Annotated in this window: 18 protein-coding genes and 1 pseudogene; all 19 read left to right on the plus strand. The window is 39.8% G+C overall.

Going from position 1 to position 16,892, the window contains the following annotated elements; translation table 11 throughout:
• On the plus strand, positions 1-259 hold a 259-nt coding region (locus G468_RS0112525), incomplete at its 5' end, for an ATP-binding protein (protein WP_026822469.1).
• A 442-nt stretch (positions 260-701) separates the two neighbouring features.
• Positions 702-1,298, plus strand: a complete 597-nt coding sequence (sseD, locus tag G468_RS0112530; protein WP_026823415.1) for a type III secretion system translocon protein SseD — start codon at positions 702-704, stop codon at positions 1,296-1,298.
• 99 nt (positions 1,299-1,397) lie between these two features.
• A complete protein-coding gene (locus G468_RS0112535) occupies positions 1,398-1,874 on the plus strand; it encodes a hypothetical protein (protein WP_026823416.1) in 477 nt (158 codons plus the stop codon).
• Between the two features lie 28 nt (positions 1,875-1,902).
• Complete coding sequence (locus G468_RS20840) at positions 1,903-2,856, plus strand: hypothetical protein (protein ID WP_051297085.1); 954 nt, start codon at positions 1,903-1,905, stop codon at positions 2,854-2,856.
• 662 nt (positions 2,857-3,518) lie between these two features.
• The gene (sctF, locus tag G468_RS0112545) at positions 3,519-3,734 is read left to right on the plus strand and encodes a type III secretion system needle filament subunit SctF (RefSeq protein WP_026823417.1); all 216 of its coding nucleotides are present in this window, start codon (positions 3,519-3,521) and stop codon (positions 3,732-3,734) included.
• Positions 3,731-4,036, plus strand: coding sequence for an EscG/YscG/SsaH family type III secretion system needle protein co-chaperone (locus G468_RS0112550; protein WP_026823418.1), 306 nt, complete (start codon positions 3,731-3,733; stop codon positions 4,034-4,036). The genes sctF and G468_RS0112550 overlap by 4 nt, the downstream gene beginning before the upstream one ends.
• Positions 4,026-4,325 (plus strand): type III secretion system inner rod subunit SctI, encoded by a 300-nt coding sequence (gene sctI, locus G468_RS0112555; RefSeq protein ID WP_026823419.1) that lies wholly within the window; start codon positions 4,026-4,028, stop codon positions 4,323-4,325. The genes G468_RS0112550 and sctI overlap by 11 nt, the downstream gene beginning before the upstream one ends.
• Complete coding sequence (gene sctJ, locus G468_RS0112560; RefSeq protein ID WP_026823420.1) at positions 4,322-5,056, plus strand: type III secretion system inner membrane ring lipoprotein SctJ; 735 nt, start codon at positions 4,322-4,324, stop codon at positions 5,054-5,056. The genes sctI and sctJ overlap by 4 nt, the downstream gene beginning before the upstream one ends.
• Positions 5,056-5,640, plus strand: a complete 585-nt coding sequence (locus tag G468_RS22530; protein ID WP_051297086.1) for a type III secretion system domain-containing protein — start codon at positions 5,056-5,058, stop codon at positions 5,638-5,640. Before sctJ ends, G468_RS22530 begins: the two co-directional genes overlap by 1 nt.
• On the plus strand, positions 5,637-6,308 hold the full coding sequence (locus G468_RS0112570; protein WP_026823421.1) for a hypothetical protein: 672 nt from the start codon (positions 5,637-5,639) through the stop codon (positions 6,306-6,308). Before G468_RS22530 ends, G468_RS0112570 begins: the two co-directional genes overlap by 4 nt.
• On the plus strand, positions 6,298-7,323 hold the full coding sequence (locus G468_RS0112575; RefSeq protein WP_051297087.1) for an HrpJ domain-containing protein: 1,026 nt from the start codon (positions 6,298-6,300) through the stop codon (positions 7,321-7,323). Before G468_RS0112570 ends, G468_RS0112575 begins: the two co-directional genes overlap by 11 nt.
• A 12-nt stretch (positions 7,324-7,335) precedes the next feature.
• Entirely contained in the window at positions 7,336-7,734 is a 399-nt protein-coding gene (locus G468_RS20850) for a CesT family type III secretion system chaperone (RefSeq protein ID WP_051297088.1), read from the plus strand.
• A gap of 8 nt (positions 7,735-7,742) precedes the next feature.
• Positions 7,743-11,378 carry a type III secretion system effector BopA family protein gene (locus G468_RS0112585; protein WP_026823423.1) on the plus strand — a complete coding sequence of 1,212 codons (3,636 nt, stop codon included), beginning with the start codon at positions 7,743-7,745 and terminating at the stop codon, positions 11,376-11,378.
• A 308-nt stretch (positions 11,379-11,686) separates the two neighbouring features.
• Positions 11,687-12,049 (plus strand): hypothetical protein, encoded by a 363-nt coding sequence (locus tag G468_RS0112590; protein ID WP_211229668.1) that lies wholly within the window; start codon positions 11,687-11,689, stop codon positions 12,047-12,049.
• Positions 12,050-12,051: 2 nt separating this feature from the next.
• The gene (locus G468_RS0112595; protein ID WP_026823425.1) at positions 12,052-14,085 is read left to right on the plus strand and encodes an EscV/YscV/HrcV family type III secretion system export apparatus protein; all 2,034 of its coding nucleotides are present in this window, start codon (positions 12,052-12,054) and stop codon (positions 14,083-14,085) included.
• Positions 14,069-15,382 carry a FliI/YscN family ATPase gene (locus tag G468_RS0112600; RefSeq protein ID WP_026823426.1) on the plus strand — a complete coding sequence of 438 codons (1,314 nt, stop codon included), beginning with the start codon at positions 14,069-14,071 and terminating at the stop codon, positions 15,380-15,382. Before G468_RS0112595 ends, G468_RS0112600 begins: the two co-directional genes overlap by 17 nt.
• 5 nt (positions 15,383-15,387) lie before the next feature.
• Positions 15,388-15,786, plus strand: a complete 399-nt coding sequence (locus G468_RS0112605; RefSeq protein WP_026823427.1) for a hypothetical protein — start codon at positions 15,388-15,390, stop codon at positions 15,784-15,786.
• A complete protein-coding gene (locus G468_RS0112610; RefSeq protein WP_026823428.1) occupies positions 15,779-16,210 on the plus strand; it encodes a hypothetical protein in 432 nt (143 codons plus the stop codon). The genes G468_RS0112605 and G468_RS0112610 overlap by 8 nt, the downstream gene beginning before the upstream one ends.
• Positions 16,211-16,710: 500 nt before the next feature.
• Positions 16,711-16,892, plus strand: a pseudogene (locus G468_RS23005) (Rha family transcriptional regulator); the annotation flags it as partial.

Genomic DNA, 16,892 nt, shown 5'->3' on the forward strand with positions numbered 1-16,892 from the left:
CGATGAGATTGGATACCTGCCGTTTGGGCGAGAAGAAGCAAACCTGTTTTTCAATGTGATTGCCAAGCGTTATGAGCATGGCAGTGTCATATTGACGAGTAACCTATCATTTGGGCAATGGCCAAGTGCTTTTGCTGATGACGCAACATTAACCGCCGCTATGCTTGATCGTTTACTTCATCATTCGCATGTACTGCAATTAAGCGGTGAAAGCTACCGATTGAAAGATAAGCGGCGCTCAGGAGCAATAACTGAGTAAAACAGTGGATCAATTTTGATTGATCGGATTTAGATAAAAAGTGGATCAGTTTTCGGTGATCGTTGACAGTGCAACAGTTTAGTCCTGGCAAACTTTTATGCTGTGGTTATTTCAATTAGCAATTACTAACTATAAGTTAGCAATTAAACAGCTGGATTTTGATAATTGGCATGACTTGATAATGCTATTCTAATTCAGATTTAGCCATTATTGGCCAAAAATTGATGATGAAAAAGCGAAATCCAGCGGCTAATTGACGTTGATCATAAATATATAATCGCTGTTGATATTGGGCTAGTATCGCTGATAGTGAAATTTAATGATCAATAAAACAACAACATAAAAGCATCCTAGCAAGCAGCGTGAGTAAGCACAATAGTGTAAAACGCGCGAAGAAATGGGTAGTTACCCACTGTGCAGATAATTTTAGTAGGAGGCAGTTATGAGTGATATTCAATTAATGTCCACCAATTCAGCTTCAGTCAATAAATATGATGATTTGGGGAATAGTGGGCTTTATGACGTTAGTAATATGGATGCTATTGCTCAGATCAATGAATTGATTATTAAGTTAGCTGAAGTATTAAAGAAACTGCGCAATATTTTGCAGGAGTTTAATCAAAAGCAACAAGAATTAGGCTGGAATATACAAACTGCATCACTCGATAAAAAACGCCAAGGGATCGAAGATGCTTGTAGTGCGGCAATATCAACTGGTGCATGTCAAATTTTATCTGGTGTGGTTGGCTTACTAAGCGCTCCTTTATCTAAACAATTTGATGAAATCGCCACTCATTTGGGACAAGCTAGTGGTAAAAGTTTGGAAGGGATTGGCCAGTTGAGCTCTGCTGAAAAGACAAAAAAAGCCGAATTGGAAAAAGTCGAAGGTGATTTCCAGGCGACCAATGCACAGAGCTACGCAAAAAACATTAAAGACTCATGGGATAAGGCTTGTCAACTATCCGAACAAATGCGCTCCATCGTCAAAGATTTAGTTGACTTATACACGCGTATTAGCTCAGCAGTAGTAAATAAGTAAATTTTAACTAATAAATAGCATAGTTAAACGGTTAAGGAAAAAACCACCGCTCAAAATAGGCTGTTGAGCGGTTTTAATTAAGTGAGGCTATGGCCCAAGATGATTATAGCAAATATCAATCAGGAGGTTTCGCTAGCGCAATTAATTGCCATTATTGAACAGGCATTGACACAACCGCAAACACAACTGCAACAAAACATCTCAAGTGAGATATTAAATGCGACTTACCAACAAGCGGTAGATGCCTATCAGCAACTGCAATTATCGCCGGCATTAACTGCTTTTACTTATTTGGTAATGTATCAGCCTTGCGAACGAAAATATCTTATCGGATTGGCTTCTACATTACACGCACTAGAACAATATCAGTATGCATTAGTGTTTTATGGCTATGCCAGTTTACTTGATGCGAGAGATGCCGGAGTGACTTTTCGTATCGCTCAATGCTATCTGGCAATCGAGCAAACGAGCGAAGCTATTGATGCATTACAGACATCAATCGAGCAGAGTTTTATTGCACCAGTACAACCTGATATACGTAGACTTGCACAGGCATTATTAGATGAAATTCTATAGTGACTTTCATAACTAATAGGAGGTTTTTATGCCATATGATAATACTATTGCTCCTGGTGGAGCAGCACTAGCTTACCTGGATCTTGCTCAATCACCCATCAAATCATCGGCTAGTACGCGGCAGTTCAATATTAACCAGGTACCTCTTACCCAAGCAAATAATGTGACTCAGTGGTTAGATCTGCCGGTAGCAAAAGGAGAGGCTGAGGCAAGTAAACCCCTGGATTTAAAACCGGTAATTGAACAGCAAATTAACCAGTCTAAACAATACTATGATGAAGCTAAGCAGCAAGGTGTTGAAATTGCCAAGCGTTCATTTTTTAAAGAACTATTAAATGTGGCGATCGCAGGCGTTGGCTTAGGGCTTTCGATAGCAGCTACCCTAGTTACTGCCGGCGCAGCAATGCCTTTACTCGTTGGTTCAAGTATTACATTTGGTCTGGCGGTCGCTGATGCTGGGTGTGCTTACGCTAATTGGCATAGTACAGCTAAGGGTGGTGAAGGATTGAAGTTAGGATCGGATGCTATAGCTAATGGTGTCTATCGGCTGTTTAATAGAGCAGGTATGACAGATGACAGCGCTGAAAACTGGGCTAAGTATACCTCTGCTTTTTTACGCTCAGGCTTAGTTGTCGGTACATTATGTTCAGGCAGTACCACCACAACAGCAACATTGGGTGCATTGAGTAGCACTTTTTCAGCCACTAAAATGGTGAGTAACAGTGTTGATGCATTTACCTCAAGGACAGCATCTGTGGCTTTGGGGAACGCGGTTGAGAGAAAAAATCTGTTACAGGAACAACATGCACAACAGCAGCAAAAGATAAGCAAATTGAAGGACATGCACGATGGACTTGCACTGCAACACAGAGAACACAGAGAGCAACAATATCAGTCAGAGTTGGCCAATCTAGAGCAAAAAAAGCGTCAATTGGAGAATGAAGTTGATTGGTTAAAGAAAAAAGTTCTTTCTGTAAAATAAACTGCGGGTAGATGTTATTATTGTTTAGAGAATAATAGTTAAGAATTATTATATTATAATATTTAGATTACATATTGCTCATTAAACAGATAATCTATTAACCATAAAAATTAACTGGTTCCGTTGCAACCCGTTAATTTTTTCCAAAGATATCCTTGTTTTTTAGTTTAATAAATATATTAATCTTTGCTGTCTATATTTAAATACCAATTTATTTTTTATCATCTAATGATAAATCTCATTCGTTAGATCTAATTTAGCTATTATATTCAGTTTAGTTATATCTATTTATTAATATTCCCGCTATTAAATTTAATTCTACATAATAACTCGTTTGTTTTTTCTTATTTCAGGTGAATACCGGATATAAAAAATGATTATTAACCACCAAACTATGTAATAGGAAAGAAAGCAATAATACAGAAATAAATCATTAAATAACAATAACACACTCGAAATATTAATCAGGGATAGGGCTGTCTAGGTCTTTTGGTTTTAACAAAAGTTTAAGTACTGATATATCGTTAAGTGTTTTGATCAAGTGAAATAGCATTGTTTATATCGTTGGTTAATAAGTATCTACTGCCATTTTTATTGATATTTCAAAAACGAAATGGCTAAAGTCTGGCAAACAATGCTTAATTTGACGTTAGGGTAAAATTATGGATTTCAATGCTATCATCAACCAATTATCGCAATTATCTGCTAATGCTGCTGGTGATATTAAAAGTAAAATTGCCAACGCTGATCCGAGTAATCCTGCTCAGATGTTACAGATGCAGTTTGCGGTACAGCAATATTCCAATTTTATCGGTTACGAAAGCGCTTTGATCAAAGTGGTTAAAGACATGATACAAGGGATTATTGCCAAAATATGAAAAAAGAAGATAAACAATTATTGGTAGAGATTGCGCTTGCTGCTGCCAACCATGGATTAATAAAACAGGCTTATGCCATGTTAGCCGCGTTTCCTGAATTGATTGCTGACGAAGATACGCGTGCGCTATGTAGCAGTTTAGTCTACTTTGCTTTAGGTGAAAACAGTGCCGCGCTACGTTCATTAACAGGTATGAAAAGTAATCAAGCTGAAGGATTGCGTTGTTTATTTTCCTCGCCTGCTGACATGGTCAATCAATCGCAAATTTCTACTTTATTAGCGGGAGATGAAAATGGACATTAAAGCAGTAGCCCCCATCAATTTGATGAAGAGCCAGACGGCAGAAGCGGTTAATCCTGATACCCAGTTAGTTGAAAAATTCAATCAATTAATGCAACACGGTCAAGGACAAACGGCGGCATTAGGGACAGTTCTTCCATCAACCGTCGAGCCGACGGCTCAAGCGCTGTCACCGACCCAAGCCGTTCAAGGACAAGCAATGATAGTGAAAGCCGTTCTTGAAGTGGACATGGCAGCTAAAACGGCAGGAAGTCTTGCTCAATCGATCAATAAATTAGTGACAATGCAATGAAATACTTAAAGTATTTATGTTTATTATTGGTGTTGTTCCTGACCGGCTGTAAGGTCGAATTATACCGAAATTTGCCTCAAGATGAAGCTAATCAAATGGTTGCGTTATTGATGTTAAATCACATTGATGTTAATTCTGAAATTGATGGCAAAACCGGCAAAGTGACATTGCAAATCGAAAAAGATAAGTTCATCGATGCGGTGGAAATACTTAGGCAAAATGGTTATCCCAAAACGCAATATGTCGGTATTGAGGATCTTTTTCCAGCAGGTCAATTAGTATCTTCTCCTGCTCAAGAAGAAGCAAAAATGCGTTATCTTAAAGAACAACAGCTAGAGCGTACCCTATCAAGTATGGATGGTGTTATTAGTGCACGAGTCTCAATTGCTCAGGCGGACAATAGTGAGAGTAATATTGATAATACTACGGCCGAAAAGTCGGTAGCGGTTTACATTAAATATTCACCAGAAGTCAATATGAATGGGGTTGAAGCACAAATTCGCAATTTAATTAAGAATGCGATATCCGGTTTGCAATCCGATAAAATTAGTTTGTTTTTGCAACCGGCTGAATTCCGTTATCAACCACAGAAAATGCAAACTAATCAGCAATGGCAATATTTACAAAATTACATTGTAGCCAATAAAACGTTAATCTTATTAACTTTTACCGGAATATTTATTGTCGTGTTTGCAGCAGTAATATTTGGACGACGTAAGGATAAATCTTAATGACTGAATTGGCAGTGAGATTTAATTATTTATTATCCCATCCAGGCGAGATCATGCATGCTAAATGGTGGCAATCGCTTGGACTTAATGAATGGCAGTCTCGCTACCCAATAAGTAATGAATTAAAACGACGCATAGATAAATTGATACTTAATCGATTAGGTTTTCAGCCTGCTTTATACCGTCAAATACCGGAGAATATGCAGACCTGGTTGTTGTTATTAATCAAAAAGCCATTTTTATTCACCGTTGTTGGATTAGTTTGTAATCCTTCTCCTGACTATTTGTGGGATAGTGCTTATAGGTCACGTTTAGCGACCTTATTAAGTCAGGAACAGATAAAGCAATTAATCGCTTTATGGCCAACAGAGTGCCACAGGGTTGCAGTACCCTGGTTAGTTGAGGAGTTCCTTGAGCAGGCGCACCTTTATGCCTTAAATGTTTTCTCTCATTATTGGCAAGGACATGATTTTGCGCTGCTTTTAGCCTGGTATTTTGCTCCATTAGAGGAGCAAATGCCCTGTTCGCAACAACAGATTGAACAGGCTGTTCGCTGGTTATTTCGTTTGGAGCGTTTCTTATGAATGGATTTTTAGTGTTAGTTAAAGAGTGTGAACTCTTAAAGCAAACATTAGAAATTACGCCTGATGAAATTCAGCAAGGTTTAGCTGAATGTAGACGGGAGCAGAAAGCCAAACAACGTATTAAGCAATATGCAGCTAAAGTGCGGCAAGAGTGTGATGTGCTTTTGCAGGAAGCACAACAGATTGTTGCTAAAGCAGAAATAACCGTTAAGCAGCAAGAAAAAGCGTGGCGCACCCAATTACGGCAAGAAATAGTGGCCGAAAGTATCACTTGGCTGGTTGAACAGGCAGAATTGGAAAAACACCTAGTTATCGTTTTACAGGAACGGATCGGTCAACAAGTAAAATTAGTTCTTAAAGCCTGGTGCCAAAAACAAAATATTAGTGAAAATCTTGTTAACCAGCTTACAGAGCAGATAGGTGAAGCAACGACTAAACAAAGTTTAGTACTAAGTGTTTCACCAGAACAAGCAGATGCGTTGTGTAAAATATTTGCTGAGCAAATACAAATTAGGATCCGTGCTGATTTTGCACCTTGGCAAGCAGAATTAAGTTCAAGTTGTATGATATTACGCTTTGATTTATATGAACACCTTGAAAGGTTGTTAGAAACCTGTGTTCCTACAACGAAAAAAACGCACTTGAGAGGAACTTGTGATGCGAATTGATCAAGCTGATTACCTCGATTTTCAATCTCTACAAGATAGCAAGCAGACAGCAAGTTTTATACCTGCGGAGAGTACGGCTACGCAAGCCAGCATTGCATTAGCGGAAGTCCGTGCTGAAGCGCTGGAAGAAACGTTAGAAGGTTTAAGCTTAGGGCTAAGCCAAATAATGAAAAAAATAGCCGATGCCAATAAAAAGCAAAGTGCATTATTTAATGGCGTCGAAAAACTGTTACAGCAATTAGGCGAAAAGCAACGCGGGTCTATAGAGCAGATTGCTAAGCAACTTCTCTCCTTTAAAGATGGCGATAAAATTTTACAGCAAATTCCTCAGTTGGCCCTAAATAAAGGACAGCTAATTTTTTTGTTAGCAATATTACAGGGTATGACAAGCTTAGCCTTATCTGAACGTTCGAAAATTAAACAGTTTTTAATGTCATTGTTAGCGGAAGAAGATATTGAGCTAGCGTTAATTGCGGCTAGTCAAGGTATGACGATAGATACTTCACGTTTGCAAGCTTACCGTCAACTCTATCAGCATGCTGCCCGTGGAGAAAAAGGGCTGAGTCATTGGTTTAAATTATTACAAGAACATAAAGATAGACGACGGACTATTCAATTATTAATCCGTGCAATATCAGAGCCGCTAGTCAGTCATGAACAGTTAGATATGACTAAATTAGTTACTACGATTGACGATTTACGTCGCTTATGGCTGTTTTTAGCTTTTAATGAACACTGTGCTTCTTTGTCGCGCACACTCAATTTAGCAAATGATACTGTTGCAGAAATTAGCATTGAATTATTAGAGCAAAGTTGGATTTATCCTGAGGCATTAGCACAATTGGTAATAAAATTACCATTAACAACCTTGCAACATTTAATTTTTCTACGTAAATGGCGGGAAATTATGGTGGTCATGAGTGAAGCTTGTTATCGCGATCCAGAACAAAAAGAGCATATTCTAGAAGTCATGTTGCAACTGCTTGAACAGTGGAATGATAAGTATGCTGTTTAAAGGAGGGGAGAAATGCGTAAAGAAGATAGTGTACTTGCTCGTTTTGGTCAATTATTAGGCCTACCTTTGGTATGGGATGAGAGTGAGCAGTGCACTTTATTACTTGATAATCAATTGATGATGTCTATCCATGCTAAAGGAACTTATTGGCAATTTTATGGTTTTTTGGGGCAGATTGATGCGCAAAAGGCACATTTACTCTTCATTAATTGTATGCACCACAATATGCAACTGGTTGAAAATAATGATGGTGCGGTAGGTTATGATTCAGTGCAACAAACCTTATTATATGCGGTGAATTGGCCGGTTCCCGCCAGTGGTGAAGAACTATTAGTCTGGTTTGAACGCGCGACAATTTGCTATGAAGCGCTTTACCATGAGTTTAGTCAGTGCCCGGAGCTAACAATATAGGTTGTTATATGACGATTGAATTGGATAGATTTTCAAAAAATTTGTGGGCTAATCCTTGTTTGATATCGGGTCAACAGGATCAAGCTAGTTCAAGTTTGGTTCATGCTCAAATGAGTTTTAATGACCATGTGTTAAGTACATTAGCTAAACTACCTTTTCTGAAAAATGAAAATGCCATTCGGACCTATGTTGCACGCCTTAATATAACAGTTCAACAGAAACTAACCGTGTTCTTACGTTCATTAGCAGAAAGATATGGTTTGGCTACCACTGAACAAACACTACCTAAGCTAGATTTATCACCCAAAACACCACTGGCTGCCCATAAAATAGAATTTATTCCACAATCTATGTTGTTAGCAATGAGTCAAGCACATTCAGCCTCTAGTCATCAAGCTGAAAATATTAATAATAAAATTTTTTCACTGATTCAGTTTAGTAATGCGATAAAAGAACTTGTCAATCAAGGTGGACCAGCCCAGTTACCTATTCCGACTAGTATACCTAGATTTGGTAATTGGTTTTATTGGGAAGATAAAAATATTCAAAAAGTGCAACAAGCTATTGCTGACTATCATAAACTCGTTGAAAAAAATGAATATCAAAGTGCCTCTGCACGTTTGTTGGCTCTAACTGATCTACGTTATCAGGGTGATGAATTTTCCGATCTTTATAGCCAATTAAAAAGCTATCTTGATTTTTATCAGCAAGCACTGGATGACATTGAACAATGTTGCCTTACCGTTCCCTCCTCTCAACAAGTTCATCTGACTTCATTTTTGGAGCAAGTTTTAGTACAGAAAGAGCACATTGCGGCAGTGGCCGGACAGTTGGCAATGTTACCTGAATTCTGGCAGCAGACGGTTATAGAGCGACAGATCATTAATGCCCGTTTTGTTAGTTTGCCTGAAGAACTTAGAAATGTAGCCTCTGAATCGGTTTTGTTACTCAGTCATCAGCTGATTGAAATGTTTGATCAGGTATCCTCAATAAATGACTGGCAAGCACAATTAACTGAATTTTGGGCGAACGCTGAATTACCATTACCTTCACCCTCTGAACTGACCACCTTAGTGGCTATTTTAGCTAGCGAACGGCCTGCATTAGCTGGCGAGGTTGCGATCCCTTTTAAAGAAGAAAAAGATAAAATTCACTCAGGTATTTATCAACAATTAATTCAGATACTAACCAGAAGTTTAACCCAGGTAAAAGAAAATAAATCGGTTCTTAAAGAACGCCTGGGATTTGAAGACAAACAGAGTAAGGTTCGTAGCCAAGCAGCACTTTTGAGCAATTGGTTAAATAGGGCCGGAGAAGAGAGCTACTTACATGAACAGTATGTAGCAGCAATGCTAATTGCCATTAGTGGTGAGCGTTGTAGCATGCAAGATAGAACGGTTATTGCTGATGGCGCGGTAAATATCGATAATTTAGAGTTAGAGCCGGGATGTGAAGCGGATATTCAGCAATTAGCAACCGAAGAAAAATGGGTTGTTTTGGCGAGAAAAGTGCTCACTGCACAAGATAAGGTCTATCGCTTTGAAGAATTGTATGATAGGCAAAGTAGCCATTCTGCCATCAATTTCCATTATGATGTGGAACAACGAGTGTTAACATCTCGGTTAATGGCATCGCCTGAGCGGTATTTGCCTTTTTTAACTAAAAAGATCTCGGCATTAACGGCTTATCATAACGAATTACAATCTCTGACTGATAGCTTAAATATAGGCAAAGTACGCAGCCGTTTTGCAGAAGAGCTGAAACAAATTAGCGAGCAGAAGCAGCATTTAAGTTTATTACAGGATGCGGTAAGATTTTGGCAAAGTGTAAAACAGCAATATGAGCAACATGACCAATATGTTGATCAATTGCAAAAATTGCAAGATATTACTCTGCAGCAAGTAAGGGAGCTCAATAAACAAGGTTATTTGGCATTTTTACCTCTGTTACAGCAGCTTAACTTAGCTATGTATGATCTTAGTAAGAAAAAAGAATGTCGAACTGCAGAACTATCAGCACAGGGATCCTCCTTAAATGACAGTCAATTACAAAAAATTGAACAAGATATGGTCCAGCTAGATGATGAGTATCAAGCTGCTTTGCTGTTACTAGTTCGTTTTGATCGACAGGCAAATAAGATGGAGGGCTATCCAGAGCAGGGCGATTACTATAATGTGCAGGCATGGCAACATTGGGTGGTGCAAAATATTACTGGTGAATGGGGAGGATGGTTAGGTGAATTTAGACCTGATTTGAAAACCTTAATTTTACAGCACCAACTAGCTAAAAATGGTATGCAAACTTTAAGGGAAGCTTATCAAGCGCTATATCAAATAATTAGCCCATCCCTATTTATCAAATCGCTGGATACTGACAAGAAACTGGATACTGACAAGAAACAGGAAATTTTGGCGGCTTTTAGGGATTTGCATCATTGGGTAATGGCACATCCGATGGAGTCACAAGCGCTAGCCAAGAATATTACCCATGCTTATCAAATTATTACTGGCAATAGTGGTTGGTTTGGTGCTGAACTTGCTACTGCGGTTAGTTCGATTTGGCAAACTGCGACAGTAGAAAATCAAGTTAAAGATATTTTGCTGGGGACCAGAGAGCTACTTCCCTTACAGCCATCATACTCAATGTCACCGGAAATGATCGCACTATTGCATTTTACCCATTTACTACCTTATCTTGCCGCCGGTATAAAAGGCGGCGTTCATAGTGGTTTAATAAGCTCAGTGGCAGCACTTTTAGGTGCTGGTTGGTCAACCGGCATGATATGCGGTTTTGTCCAAACTTGGCTGGAACAGAAAATAGCCTCAACGGTATCCGACCATCGTAATACCGAAGTGATGGTTAACGCCCTGATGCTCGGTATTCGTGAACAGGGTAGTTTTCAGCAACGGGCGGCTTCGGTAGTCGGTTATGTGATAAAACGCCAGTTACTGCAAGATATTGGTACCTTAGGTCGCGATTGTTTTGAAACCAATAAAGTCGGAACTCTGCGCCGTTGGTGGCAAGATACTACTAATGTTTGGCAGAAAATGGATGTTAAAGCAAAATTATTTAGTGTCGCGGCAATTGCCGGTACAGCAGCTATTTCAGCCACCGTGGCGGCGGCTGCATTGATATTCACTGTAGGAACAGGCGGAGTAGGGTTAGCCGTATTAGGCATCGGTGCATTGTTAGCCGCGACCGTAGGTGGTTACTTTGGCTATAGTGGATTAAGTTTACTAAAAAATAGCGATTTCCTGGGTTTTCGTCAGGCATATGAATATGCGCAAGATAAAATGACCGAACAGCGTATCCAAGACGCGTTACAGCAATTTATTAACAAACAATATGAGTGGAAAACCGTTGCTGAACATTTAGATATTCAGGTAGCCGATATTAAAAAACATATTTCCCTTAAGCAGGTGGCAAAGCAGGATCAGACACAATCTTTTATGCAACAACTAGAAAATTGGGGACGTACAGAACAGCAGAAAATAGACATCAAACAGCAAAAAGAGCGCGCTGAATTAGTGAATAAGGTGGCACAACAATTAAACGATTGGCGAGAGAACGATGGTCAGGAGTTAACAGCCTGTTTAGGTGATATTGATAAGGCACTTGTCCAAACTGAACATGCTGTCGCCTGATTTTGTCAATGCTATCTAAAAATGAACTTGCAGCCTGAAATCGTTATAGATTAGCATAATTTATTGATTTAATTAAGCTAATTTTGGCGGATTAATCGTTGTATTGCGCCCATAAATATTTTTTCGTTAATTTTAACCGGGTTGGCGCAAAATTCATTTTGCCTGCCGTGAGGTCATTTCAGGTATTTACCGGATACGAAGCCAGAGCTTCCTCTAGCATGCTTAATAAATAGTAAATAGTAAATAGTAAATAGTAAATAGTAAATAGTAAATAGTAAATAGTAAATAGTAAATAGTAAAGAGGGAAGATGATGAAATTGCAACTGGCTCGTAATCTTGAACATTTTTTTTCTTTGTTCAATCACCGGATAGTCGAAATTTCAACGGCAATTGAGTGCCACTGGCCACCTTTTGGTCTGCGTATTGAAATTATTGAAGAGCGTATTCTTATGACCAGCTGGTTGTTAAAAGAGGGGGATTTTGATCTCCTACAAGCATTAAAAATTAATCAACCGGAGGGATTTTGGGGGATCCCGCAGCGAGTATTTATTATTCGCCACCGAGCTTATGTGAGTGCATGGTGCCCAAAAGAGAGTGATGGTCTTTTTTTATTTCGTTTGTGTCAAAGACAGCGTCAATTTCTTTCTCAGTTACCTAAAGGAGCTGCCTGATAATGTCAATAACTCGTTGGTTATCTCAAATTGCAGGACGTCAAGATATTATCCTTAGCGCCATGTTAATGTTGTCAGTATTCATGATGATTTTACCGCTGCCAACGACTTTAATTGACGTATTAATCGCGATCAACTTAGGCTTATCGATCATTTTATTTATGATGGCTATCTATATACGTGATCCGCTTGACTTCTCTGCCTTTCCATCCATGTTGTTGATTACCACACTGTATCGTTTAGCATTAACTATCAGTACTAGCCGCCTAATCTTATTACAACATGATGCCGGTGAGATCGTGTACACCTTTGGTAATTTTGTCGTTGGCGGTAATCTTGGCGTTGGCATCATTATTTTTGCCATTATCACTATTGTACAGTTCATTGTTATTACTAAAGGCTCTGAACGCGTAGCCGAAGTGAGTGCCCGATTTTCTCTCGATGGCATGCCTGGCAGACAGATGAGTATTGATGGTGATATGCGGGCAGGCATTATTGATGCAACTGAAGCCAAACGACAAAGAGCATTGGTACAAAAGGAAAGCCAACTTTATGGTGCCATGGATGGTGCGATGAAATTTGTCAAAGGTGATGCCATTGCTAGCGTAATTGTTATTTTAGCCAATATTTGTGGTGGGATTGCCATTGGGGTAATCCAACATAATATGTCGGCGACAGAAGCACTGAATACTTATGCCATTTTGTCGGTCGGTGATGGTTTAATTGCGCAGATCCCGTCATTACTTATTTCCATAACCGCAGGATTAATTGTTACTCGGGTACCCGGCGAGAAAAAAAATAATCTGGCTGGTGATTTAGTACAACAGATACTTAGTCAACCTATGTCATTGCAATTGACCGCTAGTATTTTGTTGGTTTTCGCTATCATCCCTGGTTTTCCTTGGTTTGTATTCGGTTCATTAGCCTTAATGCTATTTGGTTGTTCTTATTGGATGAAGCGCAATGCAAAAGTAAAAAAAGGCACAGGTCAGATTTATCCCTCTGTAGAGAATGGAACAGAGCAGGCATCGCGCGAGATGACGCCAGGCACAATACCGCTGTTAGTTATTGTTGGCCAACAAATAATGACTGAGACGATAGCTGACAAATTGCAAAATTTACGTTGGCAATTATTTGAAAAATTAGGCTTGCCTTTACCTGAAATACAGTTACAGGTCGATACAAAAGAGACAAACACATTACAAATACTGTTATATCAAGAACCTGTCTTTAAGACAGAGATAGATCCAGCGGCAATTTTATTAACGCAACCAATAGATTTACCTCAAGTACGTCAAGAGCAACTGATTTTTAATCATCAAACCATTTATTGGTTGGCAGGCGATCTTCCCTCATTGTCACCAAACACCGGTTATAAGGGGGAAGAGATTGTTACCTATTTGGTGGAAAAGGTAATTTATCACTTTGGTAAAGAGTTTTTAGGCGTACAGGAAACGCGTTATCTCATGGATGCGATGGAGATGCGTTATGCCGAATTAGTGAAAGAATTGCAGCGCTTACTGCCAATTAGTAAAGTGACTGATATTTTGCAACGTTTAGTTGAAGAACAAATTTCTATTCGTGATTTAAGAACCATTTTTGAAACACTGGTTGAATGGGGTTCAAAAGAAAAAGATACCGTAATGTTGACCGAGTATGTTCGCGTTTCACTTCGCCGTCATATTCGCCGGCGCTTTACTAGCGAAGAGGGCTGGATCCCTATGTTGTTAGTGGGTGATGGGATTGAAAATAGTATTCGCGAATCTATCCGTCAATCAGCGATAGGATCTTATTGTGCCCTTGAGCCGGCCCAAGAGCAGCAGATTATTGCGGCCATAAAACAAAAATTACCCACTCAGGTCGCTTGTGTGGTATTAACTTCATTGGATGTACGTCGTTATTTACGCAAAATTATCGAGCCTGCATTGGCAACAACCGCCGTACTTTCATTCCAAGAAATTGGTGAAGATGCCAATATTAAAGTCTTGGCTCAGGTTGATATTATGGGGGAGAAACTGGATGCACTCACTGGATAAAGCAAAAATCATTCAAGCGATGACCACTCCTCTATTTCAACCGTTGACGGATATTCTTCCTTATCGATGTCTTGGTAAAGTACAGGAAGTCTCGACTAATTTAGTTAAAGTGACACTGCCAGGCGCTAAGCAAGGTGAATTATGCCTGATTGATAATCGATTAGCGGCCGAGGTTGTTACCATCAAAGCACAAGAAGCTTGGTTGTCACCGTTTGACTCTACCATTGGATTAGTCTCCGGCGCATGTGTAGAACGTTTGGGCCATGGTCATCGCGTGCGGGTAGGCGAGCATTTATTAGGTGGCATTGTGGATGGTTTAGGGCGGCCGTTAGAAAAAATGCCGATCGCGGGTGAATGGCGTAGTAATCATAACGCGGCGCCAGATCCATTAACACGTCAGTTAATTAGCGAAGTTTTGCCAACGGGTATCAAAGCGATAGATGGTATTTTGACGCTGGGTGTTGGTCAAAGGATCGGTATTTTTGCCGCCGCCGGTGGTGGCAAAAGTACGCTACTCGGTATGTTAGCTCGGGGCTGTGAAGCCGATGTGGTAGTATTGGCTTTGGTTGGTGAACGTGGACGTGAAGTGCGTGAATTTCTCGATAATCATTTACCTGCTACCGCACGAAAAAAAACCATATTAGTCGTCGCCACCTCGGATCGCCCGCCGTTAGAGCGAATGAAAGCTTCTTTGACGGCAACCACCATTGCTGAATATTTTCGTGATCAAGGCAAACAGGTATTGTTGCTGGTGGATTCGTTGACTCGTTTTGCGCGCGCAGCACGGGAAATTGGTTTAGCCGCAGGGGAACCTCCGGTTGCCAATGGCTTTCCGCCTAGTGTGTTTGTTCATATGGCTGCTTTATTAGAGCGGGCAGGCCCAGCTAAGGTGGGTAGTATTAGTGCTATTTATACCGTGTTAGTAGAAGGTGATAATATGAATGAGCCTGTCGCTGATGAGGTTCGTTCTATCTTAGATGGGCACATAGTTTTATCACGCCAATTAGCTGCCGCAGGACATTTTCCCGCCATCGATGTGAACGCCAGTGTGAGTCGAGTTATGGATAACATTGTTAGTAAAACCCATAGCTTACATGCACGTCGCTTACGCCAATTGCGAGCACTTTTTCAAGATGTTCAGCTATTAATTCGTGTTGGTGAATATCAATCAGGGCAAGATAAAGATACTGATGAAGCAATTGAAAAGAATCACCCAATTAATCAATTTCTTCGTCAGGATAGCGATGAATGGGTTTCATTTTACCAGACGATAGAAAATCTTAACCAATTGGTTTAAGGTCTATGAAAAATCAATTCTCTGCCATTGAGCGCGTTGTTATTAAAAGATTATTGCAAATACGACAGCAGCGAGAAATAAGTTTGCAATCTCAATGGCAACAAATTGAGCGTGAGCAGCAAGCGCTACAAGCAACCCTTGCCGAGTTGGAACAGCAACGGATGAAACTGTGGCACGATTTAGCCACGCCTTCATTGCCAAATGAAACCATTTCCCGTGACCAACTGGCATTGTTTAAGCAATCTATGCGGGAAGTTTATCTGGCAGAGCGAGCCCTAAAAGAGCGTATCGCTCAACTACGTGAGACGATCGTTGAATTAGAGTGCCAAAAGGCGCAACTGGCTAAACAACGTCTGCTGATGATTAAAAACCAAGAAAAACTGAAAGAGGTGATGAATGACTAATATGATTGAGCGTAATGTTATCACCGCGAGTAGGGTGCCTAATATTCAACGCCGCCGGGAGGCTGATCCCGAATTAATACAGCGTTTTGAACGTTTTTTGCTAGCTCAACAGCCTGATAACACTACGTCAGTGTCAGATTGGTCTTCGGTATCAGAGACACTGGCTTATCGCAATAGCTCAGCAACATTAAATAATGTATATCTATTACGTGAGGGTAATCGTTTAACTTATCGATTATTAAATGGCCCGATGATGGGCATGGTGATCATTGCGCGCTGGCAAAAACAGGGGGCGGTACATTTACAGTTGAAACCGGCTAACTCTGTTCAATATCGCGTATTAGCTCGGGTAAAGCAAAATTTAACTACAACATTAGCACAACGGGGTTTTTTACTCTCTTTGGAGATAGAAGATGGTAAATAAAAATAAAATGCTTGTATATCAATTACTTATAAAAATACAGCTCATTTAATATACGTATTTACACGCAAAAACAAGCGATTTCACCCACTATAAATCAATTACTTACTGCTTTTAGTGAGTTACAATTTCACCTAATTTTGAGTGAAATCTCAGTTTAAATTTACCCTCTTTTTTAACTCCCAAATAACCTTAATCATGCGTTTAACTACGAATATAAAATACCCATTGACGAAAGAAGAAATCATGCGCTATAGTTTACTTGCATCTGCAAAATCAGATGTCGGGATTCGAAACCCCGCTGTGATTATCGCGACATGTACACGCCGCGAGCGTGTTTTTTAATGTCGTAATCTAGCTACATTTCAATGGTGGGCTGGATGGGGCAGCTGAAAAGCTGGCCGTCTGATAATCGCGGTAGTTTCGAACCCTGTTCAGTTCACCACCCAACGAGATTCGAAACCTCTAGGTGGTGGTAAATTCAGATTATCAATGGAGGTCTTATGACACTTCAATTATCCACTATCACCCCTAAAGTTACTATTCATAATGGTAAAGCGATCACTACAACTGACGATGTAGCTCATTACTTTGGCAAACAACATCATCATGTTGTACAAAAAGTAGAATCGCTTGAATGCTCAGAAGAATTTATCACTCGCAACTTTTCGCGAATGATAAAAAA

This window comes from Arsenophonus nasoniae DSM 15247 (assembly GCF_000429565.1).
Taxonomy (GTDB): domain Bacteria; phylum Pseudomonadota; class Gammaproteobacteria; order Enterobacterales; family Enterobacteriaceae; genus Arsenophonus; species Arsenophonus nasoniae.